Source organism: Catenulispora sp. GAS73 (genome assembly GCF_041262085.1).
Taxonomy (GTDB): domain Bacteria; phylum Actinomycetota; class Actinomycetes; order Streptomycetales; family Catenulisporaceae; genus Catenulispora.
Map to the genome: position 1 here is coordinate 19,688 of NZ_JBGCCM010000027.1, position 15,040 is coordinate 34,727.

The following is a 15,040-nucleotide window of genomic DNA, read 5'->3' on the forward strand; positions in this document are numbered from 1 at the left end:
CAGGGGTGGACGTGACGAGCGGCTCGGGCGGGTTCGGTTTCGGGTCCGGCGGCCGGCACCGCGGCCGGCTCTCCGAGAGCGCCAAATCGGTGGCGGCCATTCTGACCGGGATCGCGGCGCTGCTGGTCGCGGTCGCGGGGACGATCACGCTGGTGTGTTCCGATCCCCAGGGGAATCCGGCTTCGGCGGTGACGACGACGGCGGTCGGGGTGGGGGACGCTCCGGGCGGCGGGGACGGCGGCGGGTCGGTTTCCGGTGCGGGTGCGGGTACGGGCTCTGGTTCGGGTTCCGGTTCGGCGTCGCCGGTGTCCGGTGCGGGCTCGGCGACTTCGGCCACTTCGGGTGGTTCGACTACTTCGGGCAGCAGTGGCGATCCGCCGACGCCGTCGTGGACGTCTTCGGCGCCCACTCCGCCGCCTTCCACCGGCTCGCGGCCGCAGTGGGAGGGCGACGTCCAGGTCGATCCGGTGGGGTACTCGCTGGCGACCACTCCCCCGAGTCCGGACCAGTCCGGGAATCCGGACATCAGCGCGAGCTTCGACGGGACGTTCGTCGCCGGACTGGGGGCCGCGAAGTGGTCCGGGGCGGGAGCGCCGAGCCCCGAGGAGTGTGCGTCGCTGATCACGGGGCGGGAGGCGACGCGCGTGACCGCCGATCCGGGGGACGTGTACTGCGTGCGGGTGACACACGGGCCGTTCAACATCGGGAACCAGTACGCGGCGGTGCGGGTTCTGGAGCAGGGGCTTGATCCGACGGACTTGCCCTACGTGCGGATCCACGTCACGGTATGGCCGGACGGGGCTTGAGCTGCGGAACGCCAGATCGAGGGGCCAACTTTCCAGAGAGCCGCTGAGGGGACTCGAACCCCTAACCGCCTGTTTACAAGACAGGTGCGCTGCCAATTGCGCCACAGCGGCCGGACCGGGTGATCGGCGGGGCCGATCTGATCCGCCGCTATGGTACCCAACGGGGCGGGGGTTACCCCAGTCCGTTTCGAAAGGGCGGGGTGGGGGTGGGCGGCGGGGGTGGGGTTTCTGCGACCATGGACGGATGTCCAGCAGCCAGAAGCGCCTCATCGCCGCCTGTGACGGCGCCACCAAAGGGAATCCCGGTCCGTCCGCTTGGGCCTGGGTTCTGGCCGATCCCGAGGGGGTCGTGCTGCGGTGGCGGTCGGGGCCTCTGGGGCACGCGACCAACAACATCGCCGAGTTGACCGCTTTGCGGGAGCTGTTGGTGGAGGTGGGGCCGGGGGCTCGGGTGGAGGCCCGGTTGGATTCGCAGTACACGATCAACGCGGTCACCAAGTGGCTGCCCGCGTGGAAGAAGAACGGGTGGATGACCGCCGGGAAGAAGCCGGTGGCCAACGCCGATCTGATCCGGGAGATCGACGCCCTGCTGGGCAGCCGGGACGTGGTGTTCGTGCACGTCGCGGCGCACCAGGTGAACGGCGACCCGTACAACGACCTCGCCGACCGGGCCGCGAGTGCCAGCGCGATCAGCCAGCAGGCGCTGGCCGGGACGGACGCCTCGCAGGTGCCGGGGACGCCGGACCGCCCCGCCGGGAGCGGTAGGGCCGGCGGTGGCGGTGCCGGTGGTGCACGGAGCGGAGGCAGCGCGAAGAGCGGAAGCGGAAGCGGCGGCACCAACGGCACCAGCAGCGACGCCAAGCCGAAGAAGGCCTTCACCATCCAGGCGAAGTTCGCCGGCACCTGCTCCTGCGGCAAGGGCTACGACGCCGGAGAGAAGATCACCAAGCTCGACTCCGGACGCTGGGGACACCCCGCCTGTGCCTGACCAGGCACAGAACCACTGATCCGGCTAGGCCGACGGCGGCCGGAGCCTAAGCCCCGACCGCCGCCGCCAACCAGCAGTCCGAAAATCCCGACCTCAGTCGATCGGCACCTGCACCGTCCGCAGTTCCCCGTCTCCCAGGTGCAGCACCGCCCGGCCCGCCTGGACCTGCCCGCCCACCTGGCTCCGGTTCAGCCGCACGCCGATCAGGTCCCCGTCCATCGGCGACTGCGGCGACAGCAGCGCCCCGCGCCGCCCCCGGCGCGCGTCGACGTGCCAGCCGCTGAAGCCGCTGTTCAGGTCCTCCGCGCTGCCGGCCAGCACCAGGGCCTGGCCGCGGTCGCCGCCGAGGTTGACGATGTCCCGCAGCACCGGGCCGGCCGGGGCGTCCTTCAGCATCTCCGCGTCGTCGATCAGCACGGCGACCGGGTGCCCGCCCGCGGCGTCCAGCGCCGAGCGCAGGTCCTCCTCGCTCAGGTCCGCGTTCTCGAAGACCGTCAACACGCCGCGCTCGCCGGCCAGCTTGCGCAGCGGCGAGTTGCGCGGGGCCACCAGCACCACCTGCGAGCCCTGCACCACCAGCGTGCGGGCGATCGCCATCAGCATCGTGGAGCGGCCCGACTTCTGCGGCCCGGCGATGATGAACGTCGGGACGCCGTCGCCCAGGTCGGGTCCGGAGCCGATGAGCTCGTCGCCGCCGACGCCGGCCAGCGCCCACAGCGGCCGACCCTGCGAGGCCTCGTCGCGCAGCTCCCAGGCCTCGGCCAGCGAGATGCGCGTGGGCAGCACGTCCACCCGGAACGGCCGCCGCGCCCGCGGGATCTGCGCGTCCCGGCCCCGCGCCTGCTCGGCGATGGCCGCGATGGCCGCCGCCTGCGCCTGGCCGGAGCCGTCCGCGGTCAGCAGCGCGACCTGCGTCTCCAGTCCGGAGTCGGACCGGAACGCGCGGCCGGCCGCGATCTCGTCCGGGATCTTGCGCGGGTGCAGGCCGATGAGTCCGAAGTCCTGCTTGTCCGGAAGCCGGAAGGAGAGCTTGTCCTCGGTCAGCGAGGCGATGCGGCCGCTGAAGACCTGCCGGTCGCCGGTGATGATCATGTGGACGCCGACCCCCTGGCCCTCCCGCATGATCCGCTGCACCTCGTCCACCAGCGCCCCGCTGTCCAGCTCGCCCAACGAGCCCAGGAATCCGTCCCAGCGGTCCAGGAACACCACGATGTGCGGCAGCTTCTGGTCGGCCGGAACCGACATCCGCTGCTCGATGATCCCGGCGAAGCCCTGCGCCGACAACGACTCCTGCCGGTTGGCGATCTCCTGCTTCAACCGGGTGATCAGCCGCGTCGCCCGCTCGGACTGCTGCCGCTGCACCACCGCACCGCAGTGCGGCAGCGCCGTCAGCGGCAACAACGCCCCCGAGCCACAGTCGATGCCGTAGATGTGTACGTCAGCGGTGGACTGCGTCAGCGCGATCGCGCCGGCCATCGTCCGCAGCACCTGCGAACGCCCCGACCGCGGCGCGCCGGCGATCAGCATGTGGCCCAGCCCCGCGAAGTCCAGCACCGCGGCCCGCCGCGCCTGCAACGACGGCAGGTCGTCGATCCCCCACGGGATCGGCGCCAGGTCGTGCCCGCCGTGCCGACGCACTGGCGGCACGTCCGAGAGCAGCACCGTGTCCTGCAGCGCCGGCAGCCAGGGCGAGTGCTGCGGCGGGATCTGCATCGCGGCGTTCGCCTCGCGGATCGCGTCGACCAGCACCTTCAGGTCCGTGATCTCCGCGTCCGTCTCGACCTTGGGCCCCTCGGGCTTCTTCGGCGGCACGGAGGCCAGCGCGGGCCAGTCCAGCCGGGTGCTCCACACCGAGGCCTGCGACACCACGTTGGCCCCGGGCCGGCGGCCGCCGACGCGGCCGGCCTGGAACGGCACCAGCGAGTTGGCACCGAGCCGGACATAGGCACGACCGGGCGTCGACTTCGAAATGAAACCGGCCGACGGGTCGTCGATCACATCCGAGGACTCGTTGCCGTCCGTCACGCGCAGCGCGATACGCAGGTTGGTGTTGGCCCGGATCTCCGGCGACACCACACCCGAGGGCCGCTGCGTCGCCAGCAACAGGTGGATACCCAGCGAACGACCACGCTGAGCGATGTTCACCAAACCCGTCACGAAGTCCGGCAACTCACGCACCATCGACGCGAACTCGTCGATCACGATCAGCAACCGAGGCATCGGCGCCAAATGCGTGTTCTTCTTCCGGATATCGCCGTAGTCCTCGATGTCCTTGGCCCCGGCCTCAGCCAGAATATGCTCACGCCGCTTCAACTCGGCGCCCAACGACTCCAGCGCCCGCTCCACCAGGTGATTGTCCAGGTCGGTGACCATACCCACCGTATGCGGCAATTGCACACAGTCCTTGAACGCCGAACCACCCTTGTAGTCCACCAACACGAACGTCATCGCCGTTGGCTTGTTCGCCACCGCCAACGACGCCACGATCGTCTGCAACAACTCCGACTTACCAGCACCAGTGGTACCGGCGATCAGACCGTGCGGACCATCCCGACGAATGTCGATCCCGAACGCACCGTCGAAGGACTCACCCAACATCGCCATCGTCGTCTCGCCACCCATCGACCAGCGCGCAGCGATGGCCTGACTGGTCGGCGGCTCCAAACCCAGCACGTCCAACAGACGCGCCGAGTTCGGGATCCCGGAGGCCTCCTCGTTGCCGGAGACGTCGCGCACCGCGGCCAGGCCGCGCACCAGACGCTGGCACCACACCGGCGACACCGCGTCCGGCCGCACCCCGCGCTGCATGTCCTTGCCGACCTGCTGCACCCGCAGGCCCTCCGGCTCGACGACCACGATCGCCTGGCACTCGCCGGGCAGGAAGCGGTCCTCGGCGTCCAGGCAGATCGCGCGGATGCCGACCGTCGGCCCCTGCTGCAGGATCTGGATCACGCCGGGCATCGAGCGCAGCCGGCGCGAGCCGTCCAGGATCACCACGATGTCCGGGTCCTTGAAGGCCACCTGCTCGGTGGGGCTGCTGGCCTTCCCCATCTGCTCCTTCATCCGGAAGCTCAGCTGCTGCGAGACCTCCGCGATGCGCTGCGCGACCGACTCCGCGTCGGTGCCGATGAGCGCCGTGGCGTTCTGCCCGCTGCTCGGCCGCAGGTGCGGCAGCCAACGCATCCACTCCCAGTCCTGCCGGGCGTGGGAGTCGGTGAGCAGCACGAACTGCACGTCGTCCGGGCTGGACAGGGCCGCGGTCTGCGCGACCAGCCAGCGGGCCAGGGCCCGCGGGGTCCCGGCCGGACCGGCCACGCCGATCACGCCGCGCTCCTTCAGCGGGATGGTCACCGGCGCTTCGGGGACGGTCCAGGCGACATTGCGCCGGTGCTCGTCCTGCTCCGGGTCCTCCAGCACGACCTCGGAGTCCTGATCCAGGGTGCCGACGCGGAGCAGCAGGTGGTCGGCGTCGCGGCGGCGGCGCTCCCACAGCCGCTGGCGCGGGCCGATGCCGATGTCCAGCAGGGTCGCCGGGTCCGGGCTCTCCTGGCGGCGCGCGTTGCGCTCCAGGGCCAGGGCGTCGCGGGCGTCCTGCTCGATGCGGGCCTTCTTCGCCTCGTACTCGGCGACCTTCTGCACGAACGTCGACTTGCCGGACTTCTTGTCCTGCCAGAAGTTGCCCATCATCATCACCGGCGACATCGCGGCCATGATCAGGTACCGCGGCTGCTTCATGATGACCGCCATGACCACCGACATCAGCAGCGGCGCGATCAGCATGACGATCGGGAACGGGCGCTTGTTCTCCTCGATCACCGGCTGCGGGAGCTTGAACCGCGTCTGCCGCTCCGGCGGCAGGATGCGCGGCGGCCGGTTGTAGTCGAGGAAGGCGCCGTCCTCAGAGGGCGTCAGCGCCGCGTCCGGCGGCGTGTAGTAGCCGACTTCGAGGATCGTCGTGCCGATCACGACCTGCATCCCGGGCTTCCACTCGGCCTCCCCGACCAGTGGCTGCTTCTCCAGGACCGCGGAGACGCCCTCGTACGGGGCGACGCGGATCACGCCGTGCACGTCCAGGCTGACTCGCAGCGCGAAGTCGGGTATGCCCGGATCATCGATCTTGACTCGGTTCCGTCGGGATCGCCCGATGTCGGCGTACCCCGGATTTATTCGGTGCACCCCGCCGGCGTCGGGTCCCCCGGCGACCCGAACCTCGACGGTCCCGTAAGGCTCCGCGGGCAGACACCCCGAAGGGTTGTGCAGAGAGATAACCGAACCCTCACGCAAAGGTGAGGAGGCCAATGTGTGGCGCTGGTCCACAAGATTGCCGTCCACGAACAGGAGGGGTGGTGACCCCGGGTTCGGCCCCTGCGCCCCCAGCATTCGACCCAACTGGTCCGCGACCTGCGGGATCGATGACTCCCCGTCCGCGTCCAGCAGTGCGTCCATCCAGGAGCCCTGGACAGGATCCACCACCGTCAACGTCATACGCATGACTCGGAAGTCTACGGCCAGCCGCAACAGGGGATAAGGTCCGCCCTGACAAGCGCGGATCCCCGGCCGGGACCCCCTTCCAGACCGGTTCGAACACGGCTCGCTCACAGCGGGTCGAACAGGAGGCTCCCATGGACGTCGGCGTGGCGACCGCCCTGGTCGGGGCCTTGTGCGGGCCCGCACTGGCCCGCAGCGCGTATCAGATGTCGGTCGACGCCGGATCGCCCGCGCGCCGGCGCTGCGGACACTGCGGACAGCGGCTGCCGGCCGGGGCGTTCCGGTTCCCTTTGTGGACGGGCCGGTGCGGCCAGTGCGGCGACCGGCTCGGCCCGCGCGTGTGGGCGGTGGCTCTCGCCGCGGCGGTCGGCGGCTTCGCGGTCGGGCATCGGCTGGGGAACGACCCGGCGGTGCTGACGTTCCTGGTCTTCGCGCTGGGCTGCGTGCTGCTGGCCTTCGTGGACGTGGCGGTGCGCCGGCTCCCGGACCAGCTGACCGCACCGCTGGCGGTACTCGGCGTGGTGGGCCTGGGGACCGCGAACTATCTGAACCGGGACATGACACCACTGCTCAGGGGGCTGATAGGGGCGGCGCTGGCCGGCGGGCTCTTCCTAGCGCTGGCCTGGGTGCGGCCGGACGGCGAGGGCATGGGGCTGGGCGACGCCAAGCTGGCCGCGGTACTCGGGCTGTACCTGGGCTACCTGGGCTGGAGCGATCTGGTGCTCGGCATGTTCGCCGGGACGTTCGCCGCGGCCGTGTTCGCCGTCGTCATGCTGCGCACCGGCCGGATGGACCGGAAGTCGGCGCTGGCCTACGGACCGTTCCTGCTGCTCGGCGCCTTGATCGCGGTGCTGTTCGGCTGAGGACTGACTCGCCCGGAAGAGGCCGAAGGCCGCCCACCTTCAGGTGAGCGGCCCTGCCGACGGCGTCGCCGATCAGCTCGACGACGGCTGGAACTGCTGGTAGATCCCGGTGTTCGCCTCGGTCGAAGCCGCCACGGAGATCGTCGCGCCGCCGGAGAAGCTCAGCGCCACCGGCGAGTTGCGGCCGGGGGTCGAGCCGGAGTTGGCCAGCACCATCTTCGGGCCGGAGGGCGCGGCCAGGTTCAGCGCCGCGTGCGCGCCGACGGCCAGGCCGCCGCCGGCGACCGACACCGACTTGCCGTCGACGGTCACGCCGGACAGCGTGGTCGGCTGGTCGCCGTTGTTCACCACGGTCCCGGTCACCTGCGCGGCGCCGGTGGCCGGGTCCACGACCACGACCATGTTCAGGGCCTGGACGTCCCCGCTGTTGCCGGCGGCGAAGTTCGGCTGGATCTGCAGGGTCGCGGCGCCGTCACCGGCGGCGCAGCCGGTCGCTACCGCGGCGATACCGGCGGCTGCGGCGATGACGAGGGCGATGCGGGTGCTCTTCACGGTGGAACGGCTCCTAGACGGTCCAACAAGCTCGGGCCGCCGCCGGTGTCGATCGCTGTGATGGCGCCAGGTCGTCGCGCGTTCGTACGACTTCCCGACCACCCGATGAAACGGCGGCTCGCAGCCAGTGTAAAAGGGCCTCAGATCAGGTCCGGGCCCGGGGGCCGATCCGCCGGAGTGATGTTCGCTACGCCGCCGCCTCGCCACCCGCCGAGGGCATGCCACAGGCCGTCTTGACAGGTCCTCGCCGGAACCGGGGCGAGGACCGTGTCAGAACGTTGCCGCGCGCCTCAGAGGCGCGCGGCGGCGCCGGACCTCACCAGAAGACGAGGAAGCGCAGGGCGTGCCCGACGCGCCGGCCGAGCCCGGCCAGCGCCCGGAGGGGCCGGGTCAGGGCGGATCGGCACTTCGCCCGGGCCTTGGCCCGCGCGACCTCCCGCCGGTAGGCCCGCACCTCGTCGTCGAGGGCGGAGATGTCGTCCGGGACGACCACGACCGGGAACCCGCTGCCGTCGGGGCCCGGATCGCCGAAGGAGCCGTAAGAATGATCGCCGTTGTCGCGGCCTGGACTGTTCACCAGTATCTGCACCCACCCCACGCGTCGTCGTCGGGAGCCGTAGCGTCATTGTGCGCTTTGCAGAGCGTTGTGCCCATAGCCGGGGGGCTCGTAATCACGCTGGGATTCGGAGTATTCCGCCGAGCCCGCCGCGTCGACATCGATCGAGATCGATCAAGATCGACCACCGTCCCAGGTGAGATCGAAAGATGCGACATGAAGCCGATTGAGCTGCACGAGCACGGCGTATGGGGGTTTGTCAAGCCCCCACGGGTACGCTGACCTGCGCAAACGGTCTTCAGAACGGGCGTACGCCGTGGTATCCTGGAGAGCCACGGAAGGGGCACATATCACATGACGTTCAAAGTTGGCGAGACCGTGGTCTATCCCCATCACGGGGCCGCGCTCATCGAGGATATCGAGATCCGCGTGATCAAGGGCGAGCCGAAGGAATACCTCGTGCTCAAGGTGGCACAAGGTGATCTGACCGTACGCGTGCCCTCTGAGAAGGCCGAATACGTCGGCGTGCGCGACGTGGTCGACCAGGGCGGCCTGGAGCGCGTGTTCGACGTGCTGCGCGCGCCGCACACCGAGGAACCGACCAACTGGTCGCGCCGTTACAAGGCGAACATCGAGAAGATCCAGTCCGGCGACGTCATCAAGGTGGCCGAGGTGGTGCGCGACCTGTGGCGCCGCGACCGCGACCGCGGGCTGTCCGCCGGCGAGAAGCGGATGCTCGCCAAGGCACGGCAGATCCTGGTCAGCGAGTTGGCGCTGGCGGAGGCCACGAACGAGGACAAGGCGGACGCCATCCTCGACGAGGTTCTCGCTTCCTGACCCGCTCGGCGTTTCGACGCTTGTACTGACGATTTCTGATGGGCGCGGGCAGTGGCCGGGCACCGTCGTTTCTTTTCAGCATGAGCACGCCATCCGGCCCCGCGGCACCAGCCGCCGGGGCCGGCGGCTTGTTGTGCGCTAATGTCCCGGGCCGTGAGCATGAGTACTGATCCCACCGAGGCCGGGTCCGGCCCCGCCCCGACGGCGGCGGCCGCGACCTCGGCCGCGACCTCGGCGGCGGCCGCCGCCGAGGCGCCCGGCCGGGTGGCCGTGATCGTCCCGGCCGCCGGCAAGGGCGAGCGCCTGGGCCCGGGCACCCCGAAGGCGCTGCGCGAGCTCGGCGGCCTGCCGCTGCTGGTGCACGCGGTCCGCACGCTGGTCGCCGCGCGCTCGGTGGACGTGGTCGTGGTGGCCGCGCCGCCGAACCCGCAGGGCCTGGCCGAGGTCCAGCGGCTGCTGGCCGACCTGCCCGGCGACACCCGGGTGGTGGCCGGCGGCCGGACCCGGCAGGAGTCGGTGGCGCTCGCGCTGGCGGCGCTGCCCGCGGACTGCGACGTGGTGCTGGTCCACGACGCGGCGCGGGCCCTGACCCCGGTCGACGTCGTCGAGGCGGTGGTGGCCGCGGTGCGGGGCGGGGCCGGGGCGGTGATCCCGGTGGTGCCGGTGACCGACACCGTCAAGGCCGTCGACGGCGACCTGGTGAGCGCGACCGTGGACCGCTCGACGCTGCGCGCCGTGCAGACGCCGCAGGGCTTCACGCGGGACGTCCTGGCCAAGGCGCACGCCGCGTCCGACCCGTCGCTGCCGGCCACCGACGACGCCGGCCTGGTCGAGGCGCTCGGGCTGCCGGTGCGCACGGTGCCCGGACACGCCGAGGCTTTCAAGATCACCACCCCGTTCGACCTCGTCCTGGCCGAGGCCGTGCTCAGGAGACGCCGATGAGCGTTCTTCCCCTGGTCGGCATCGGGGTCGACGTGCACGCCTTCGAAGAGGGTCGCGAGCTCTGGATCGGCGGGCTGCACTGGCCCGGCGAGATCGGGCTGGCCGGGCACTCGGACGCCGACGTCGTCGCGCACGCCGCCTGTAACGCCCTGTTCTCAGCCGCCGGGCTCGGCGATCTCGGGGCGCAGTTCGGGACCAGCGACCCCGAGTGGGCCGGCGCCTCGGGGCTGAAGCTGCTCGGCGAGGCGGCGCGGCGGGTCCGGGAGGCCGGGTTCGAGATCGGGAACGTCTCGGTCCAGTTGGTCGGAGTCCGGCCCCGAGTCGGCAAGCGACGCGCCGAAGCCGAACAAGTACTCAGCGAAGCGGCCGGGGCGCCGGTGCGACTCGCCGCCGCGACCACGGACGGGCTCGGATTCACCGGGAAGGGCGAAGGGCTCGCGGGGATCGCGACGGCCGTCGTGTTCCCGCTGAGGTGACCTTGGTGCGGCCTTGGTACGGCTTCGGTGGGACCTTGATGTGACCTTCAAGACTCGCAGAGCCCGAATCCCGCTGATCGCTCGCACTCCGCCGTCCGCCGGTCACTGCCGGGCGACAAAAGCATGATCAACAGATGATCGCCGGTCTTTATTCGCAGACCCGGCACAACGCCGAAACCCCGTGTGCTAGGAATGGAAACGTGAACCTCATATCCCGCTGCTGCGCCTACGACCCGCGTCGGCGACGCGGTCGAGAACTGCACGTGCAGCGTTGTGGCCGGGGATTCCGGACACACCGCCTCCGCGGCGCGCGCCAGCGCCGCAGATGAGGACGTTGTCGATCCCGGTCTCCACACCCCACTTGCCCACCTGGTCCGCACGCTCGGCGTAGGGCCAGGACAGGTCCCGGTGGAAGATGTGGCCGCCGGGCATCGCCAGCTCCTCCTGCAGGTCCTCCGTCGTCTTCGCCTCCAGGCACGGCTCGCCGTGCGCGTCCAGCGCCAGGCAGTCGGCCAGCGGCTCCTCCAGATAGGCGTCCAGGCCGGCCACGGCCGCGCGCACCATCTCCTCCTTCGTCGCGCTCCCCGGCAGCGTGTGCAGCGAGAACAGCGTCAGCGTCTGCACGTCGGGCCGCTTGAGCAGCTCCTTGCCCAGGATCGAGCGGTCGGTGAGGGTGTGGCAGTAGACCTCGGAGGGCAGCGGGTCCGGCAGCCGCCCGGCGTGCGAGTCCTGATACGCCCGGTGCAGGTGCGCGGCGCCCTCGTCGATGTGGAAGGTGCCGGCGAAGGCCACGTGCGGGTCCACCCCGGACTTCAGGGCCGGCAGGTGGTCCAGCAGCATGTTGATCTTCAGCTGGGTGCCCTGCGGCTGCGGGGCGTCGGCGCTGCCGCGGCCGAGCAGCCGGGTCAGGACCGCCGGCGCCACCCCGGCCAGCACGTATCCGCACCTGGCCACGTGCTCGGCGCCGTCGCGGTCGCGGTAGGTGACCTCGGCCCGGCCGCCGCCGGCGTCCGGCTCGATGTGCGTCACCTCAACCCCGGTGAGGATTTTGGCGCCGGCGTCGACGGCCGACCGGTGCAGCGCCTCGGTGACGCTGCCCATGCCGCCGATCGGGACCCGCCACTCGCCGGAGCCGTTGCCCATGACGTGGTAGAGGAAGCACCGGTTCTGCTTCAAGCTGGCGTCGCCGGCCCAGGAGTCCGTGCCGATGAGCGCGTCGGTGAGAACCACGCCGCGCACGGCGTCGTCGCCGAAGAAGCGCTCCACGGCGGCGCCGATCGGCTGCTCGAACACCCATTCCCAGGCCTCGCCGGCGCCCTCCTCGCGGGCCAGGGCCTCCATCTGCCCGCGGCCCAGCAGCGGGTTCAGCAGCGTCGGCGCCAGCGCCCGGGCGAGCTTGCTGAGCTGCTCGTAGAAGCGGGTCCAGGCGCGGTACTCGGCGGGGCCGCCGGTCAGCTTCCGGAAGCTCTCCTCGGTCGCCGCCCCGGGCCGGCGCTCGACCAGCAGGCCGGTGTCGCCGCCGGCGCGCCGCAGCGGGGTGTAGGAGGACACCGGGCGGCTGCGCAGCTCGATGACCAGTTCCAGGTTGCGCACGATCGTGTAGGGCAGCAGCGACACCAGGTAGGAGTAGCGCGACAGGCGGGCGTCGATCCCGGGGAACGGCGCCGCGCTCACCGCCGCGCCGCCGACCGAGTCGAGCCGTTCCAGCAGCGTGACGTGCAGCCCGGCGCGCGCCAGGTAGGCCGCGGCGACGAGCGCGTTGTGCCCGCCGCCGACCACGACGACGTCGTGCCGCGAGGCGCCCGGGCGGGGCGTGCGCTCGGCTCGTTCAGGCAGTGCCACTGTCACGTCGGGCGTCCTTCCCTCTACAGGTCCCGATCATCCCACGTCCGCCCCCTGCCACCGGTCCGCCTCTGGCATCCCGGCGCGCCGGTGGGGTATACCAGGCGACTGATGCCGGGCGGCGAGCCCGGTGGAGGGGTGGGGGGATGTCCGGCGAGTCGAACGAACAAGAGGTCTGGCACCCGGCGGCGACGATGGACGCCGCCATCAGGGCCGAAGTCCAGGCAGCCGTCAGCGCGGCCGGAGAGGTCCTCGGCACGGAGACGGAGGACGACCCGGCCGGGGACGCCGATTTCGAGCAGACCATGGTCGTGAAGTACGTTCCCCTTCCGGCGGCGGTGGAACCCGCACCACAGTCCCCTGTGACAACATCGGGACCAATTCCGGTCTTCAGCCCCGGGCTCACCCCGGGCCTCAGCCCCGACCAGGTCGCCCGGCACATCGCCCGCGCCGAGGCACTGGCCGAACTCGGCCGACGCCAGCAGGCGCTGGACGTCCTCAACGAACTGATCGTGTCCGGCAGCCAGGACGTGCGCGTCTGGCGTGCCCTGGCCGCGGTGTACCTGGAGACCGGCGACGGCGAGAAGGCCCTGCGCGCGGCGGACTGGGTCATCACGTTCGCCCCGGACGACGAGTGGGGCCACCGCCTGCGCGCCTCCGCGCTGCGACTGCTGCAACGCCTCGACGAGGCGGTCGCCGCGGCCGAGGAGGCGGTCCGCCTGGGCCCGCAGGTCTGGCAGAGCCGCGCGAGCCTGGCGGCCGCCCTGGAGGCCAGCGGGGACCTGTCCCAGGCCGCGGCCGAGGCACGCCGAGCCACGGAGTTGGCGGCGCGGCTCGACCCCGAATCCGCCACCGAGGCGAAGCAGTTCGAGGACGCGGTCACGGCGGCCGAGGAGGTCCCGGAGCCGATAGCCCTGGTCGCCGATCTGGAGGCGGTCCTGGCCTCGCGCCCGGGCCCGGACGACGACAGCCTGGCGCACGTCGGCAACCTGGTGCTGCGCTCCATGGAGTTCAGCGCGGCGGCCGGCTGGCTGGTGGCCTTCGGCGGTGTGGCGATCCCCGGCTTCGACATCAGGTTCCTGATCCCTCTGGCCGTCCTGGCGGTCCTGGGCATCTGCCTGATAGGCCCGGCCCGCAAAGCCGGCCGCGACCTCTGGCGCTACCTGGTCGAGTACCTGTGGCAGGACACGAAGACAAGGGTCGCGCTGGTGATGACGATCGCCGCCCACGTGTTCATGATCACCGGCAGCTCCATCGGCCACGTGGAGGGCGGCTCGACGCTGACGGTCGGACTGATCAGCCACTTGGTCGGGCGGCTGACGCTGCACCGGAAGGCTCCGGAGCTGAGTCCGGTGCGGCGGGGCGGGGTGGGGCGCACCGCGGAGTGACCTCAGGCCACCGCGGGTTCCGCGACCGCCTCCACGACAGGCGCCCGCACCAGTAGCGCCCGCATCAAAACCGCCGCCGCACTCAACCCGAAAATCACCAACGCCATCGGCATCCCGCTGCTCTTACTCCCCAGCCCCGTCAGCGGCGCGAAGATCGCCCCGAACAAGAACTGCCCGGTCCCGATCAGCGCCGAAGCCGAGCCTGCCACCGCGGGCGAGTAGCCGGACAGCGCCAATGCCGTCACCTGGGGGGTGATCACGCCGATCGACGAGACCATCAGGAACAGTCCCACCAGCGTCCCCGCGAGGTTCCCGCCGAATGCGGCCGTCGCCGCCAGCAGGATCGTGCTCCCGCCGAACGACATCACCAGCCCGGCTCCCAGCAGACGGGAGGACGCGACCCGGCCCACCAGGCGGCCACTGACCCGGCCGCCGATCATGATGCCCAGGGCGTTCGCGCCGAACGCGAAGCTGAACTCCTGCTTCGACAGGCCGTGGATGTTCTCCAGGACGAAGGGCGAGCCTGAGATGTACGCGAACATCGCCGCCAAGGCGAAGCCGCCCGTCAGGATGTAGCCCATGAACAGGCGGTCGCGGAGCAGCACCCGGAACGTCCGCAGGGTCGCGGGCAGGCCTCCGCCGGAGGCGCCGCGTGAATCTTTCGGGAGCGTCTCCTTGAGTCCGAGCGTCGCGGCGGCCAACAGTGCGACGCCGATCAGCGTCAGCACCACGAACACCCCGCGCCAGCTCATGAAGCGCGTCAGCTGGCCGCCGAGGACCGGGGCCAGGATCGGGCCGAGGCCGTTCACCAGAACCAGCGTCGAGAAGAACTTCGTGAGGGCGTCGCCCTCGTACAGGTCGCGCACCATCGCCCGCGAGATCACCAGGCCGGCCGCGCCGGCGAAGCCCTGGAGGAGGCGCGCCGCGGTGAGCGAGTAGACGTCGGGGGCGAATGCGCAGAACAGCGATGTGGCCGTGTAGGCGATCAGCCCTATCGCGAGCGGCTTCTTGCGCCCCCACGCGTCCGACATCGGGCCGACCACCAGCTGACCGACCGCCAGGCCGATCATGCACGCCGTCAGCGTCAACTGGACGTTCGACTCGGCCGTGTGGAACGAGTGCGCCAGGTCCGGCAGGGCCGGCAGATACATGTCGAGTGACAAAGGCCCGAACATGGAAAGCGCTCCCAGTATCAGGAGCAACTTCACCGGGGCCCGCCCCGAACGCCTCACGACCGACCTCCCCCAGACCTCACTCCCTCATGGAACCACACCCCGAAAGAAGACGTTTTCGCCATCCACG

12 protein-coding genes and 1 tRNA gene are annotated in these 15,040 nt (G+C 71.1%); 7 read left to right on the forward strand and 6 right to left on the reverse strand.

Annotated elements, in window-relative coordinates; translation table 11 throughout:
• The first annotated feature begins 5 nt into the window (after positions 1-5).
• The gene (locus ABH935_RS33990; protein WP_370382053.1) at positions 6-806 is read left to right on the forward strand and encodes a hypothetical protein; all 801 of its coding nucleotides are present in this window, start codon (positions 6-8) and stop codon (positions 804-806) included.
• Between the two features lie 38 nt (positions 807-844).
• On the opposite strand, the gene ABH935_RS33995 is transcribed toward ABH935_RS33990, so the two are convergent.
• Positions 845-917: transfer RNA gene (locus tag ABH935_RS33995), tRNA-Thr, on the reverse strand.
• A 133-nt stretch (positions 918-1,050) separates the two neighbouring features.
• Here ABH935_RS33995 and ABH935_RS34000 point away from each other — a divergent pair.
• Positions 1,051-1,794: a ribonuclease H gene (locus ABH935_RS34000; RefSeq protein ID WP_370382054.1), complete on the forward strand. Its 744-nt coding sequence runs from the start codon at positions 1,051-1,053 to the stop codon at positions 1,792-1,794.
• Positions 1,795-1,887: 93 nt separating this feature from the next.
• On the opposite strand, the gene ABH935_RS34005 is transcribed toward ABH935_RS34000, so the two are convergent.
• Positions 1,888-6,285 (reverse strand): FtsK/SpoIIIE domain-containing protein, encoded by a 4,398-nt coding sequence (locus tag ABH935_RS34005; protein ID WP_370382055.1) that lies wholly within the window; start codon positions 6,283-6,285, stop codon positions 1,888-1,890.
• 131 nt (positions 6,286-6,416) lie between these two features.
• On the opposite strand from ABH935_RS34005, the gene ABH935_RS34010 reads away from it, so the two are divergent.
• Entirely contained in the window at positions 6,417-7,145 is a 729-nt protein-coding gene (locus ABH935_RS34010; RefSeq protein WP_370382056.1) for an A24 family peptidase, read from the forward strand.
• Between the two features lie 72 nt (positions 7,146-7,217).
• Here the strand turns inward: ABH935_RS34010 and ABH935_RS34015 are convergent, their stop codons facing one another.
• Together ABH935_RS34015 and ABH935_RS34020 are read right to left on the reverse strand one after the other, a co-directional pair.
• Complete coding sequence (locus tag ABH935_RS34015; protein WP_370382057.1) at positions 7,218-7,697, reverse strand: hypothetical protein; 480 nt, start codon at positions 7,695-7,697, stop codon at positions 7,218-7,220.
• Between the two features lie 316 nt (positions 7,698-8,013).
• On the reverse strand, positions 8,014-8,274 hold the full coding sequence (locus ABH935_RS34020) for a hypothetical protein (RefSeq protein WP_370382058.1): 261 nt from the start codon (positions 8,272-8,274) through the stop codon (positions 8,014-8,016).
• A gap of 333 nt (positions 8,275-8,607) precedes the next feature.
• On the opposite strand from ABH935_RS34020, the gene ABH935_RS34025 reads away from it, so the two are divergent.
• The 3 genes from ABH935_RS34025 to ispF all read left to right on the forward strand — a co-directional run bounded on the left by ABH935_RS34025 (position 8,608) and on the right by ispF (position 10,508).
• Positions 8,608-9,090, forward strand: a complete 483-nt coding sequence (locus tag ABH935_RS34025) for a CarD family transcriptional regulator (RefSeq protein ID WP_015796693.1) — start codon at positions 8,608-8,610, stop codon at positions 9,088-9,090.
• A 159-nt stretch (positions 9,091-9,249) separates the two neighbouring features.
• On the forward strand, positions 9,250-10,032 hold the full coding sequence (gene ispD, locus ABH935_RS34030) for a 2-C-methyl-D-erythritol 4-phosphate cytidylyltransferase (RefSeq protein ID WP_370382059.1): 783 nt from the start codon (positions 9,250-9,252) through the stop codon (positions 10,030-10,032).
• The gene (ispF, locus tag ABH935_RS34035) at positions 10,029-10,508 is read left to right on the forward strand and encodes a 2-C-methyl-D-erythritol 2,4-cyclodiphosphate synthase (protein WP_370382060.1); all 480 of its coding nucleotides are present in this window, start codon (positions 10,029-10,031) and stop codon (positions 10,506-10,508) included. Before ispD ends, ispF begins: the two co-directional genes overlap by 4 nt.
• Before the next feature lie 207 nt (positions 10,509-10,715).
• On the opposite strand, the gene ABH935_RS34040 is transcribed toward ispF, so the two are convergent.
• On the reverse strand, positions 10,716-12,350 hold the full coding sequence (locus ABH935_RS34040) for a phytoene desaturase family protein (protein ID WP_370382174.1): 1,635 nt from the start codon (positions 12,348-12,350) through the stop codon (positions 10,716-10,718).
• 146 nt (positions 12,351-12,496) lie between these two features.
• Between ABH935_RS34040 and ABH935_RS34045 the strand changes: the two genes are divergently transcribed.
• Positions 12,497-13,738, forward strand: a complete 1,242-nt coding sequence (locus ABH935_RS34045) for a tetratricopeptide repeat protein (RefSeq protein WP_370382061.1) — start codon at positions 12,497-12,499, stop codon at positions 13,736-13,738.
• A 2-nt stretch (positions 13,739-13,740) separates the two neighbouring features.
• On the opposite strand, the gene ABH935_RS34050 is transcribed toward ABH935_RS34045, so the two are convergent.
• Complete coding sequence (locus ABH935_RS34050) at positions 13,741-14,913, reverse strand: multidrug effflux MFS transporter (protein WP_370382062.1); 1,173 nt, start codon at positions 14,911-14,913, stop codon at positions 13,741-13,743.
• Positions 14,914-15,040 lie beyond the last annotated feature (127 nt).

Excerpts from the sequence above, each read along its gene's own strand:
- ABH935_RS34010 (WP_370382056.1), top strand. The coding sequence starts at position 6,417 with ATGGACGTCGGCGTGGCGACCGCCCTGGTCGGGGCCTTGTGCGGGCCC.
- ispF (WP_370382060.1), top strand. The coding sequence starts at position 10,029 with ATGAGCGTTCTTCCCCTGGTCGGCATCGGGGTCGACGTGCACGCCTTC.
- ispD (WP_370382059.1), top strand. The coding sequence starts at position 9,250 with ATGAGTACTGATCCCACCGAGGCCGGGTCCGGCCCCGCCCCGACGGCG.
- ABH935_RS34005 (WP_370382055.1), bottom strand. The coding sequence starts at position 6,285 with ATGCGTATGACGTTGACGGTGGTGGATCCTGTCCAGGGCTCCTGGATG.
- ABH935_RS34000 (WP_370382054.1), top strand. The coding sequence starts at position 1,051 with ATGTCCAGCAGCCAGAAGCGCCTCATCGCCGCCTGTGACGGCGCCACC.
- ABH935_RS34050 (WP_370382062.1), bottom strand. The coding sequence starts at position 14,913 with ATGTTCGGGCCTTTGTCACTCGACATGTATCTGCCGGCCCTGCCGGAC.
- ABH935_RS34045 (WP_370382061.1), top strand. The coding sequence starts at position 12,497 with ATGTCCGGCGAGTCGAACGAACAAGAGGTCTGGCACCCGGCGGCGACG.
- ABH935_RS34025 (WP_015796693.1), top strand. The coding sequence starts at position 8,608 with ATGACGTTCAAAGTTGGCGAGACCGTGGTCTATCCCCATCACGGGGCC.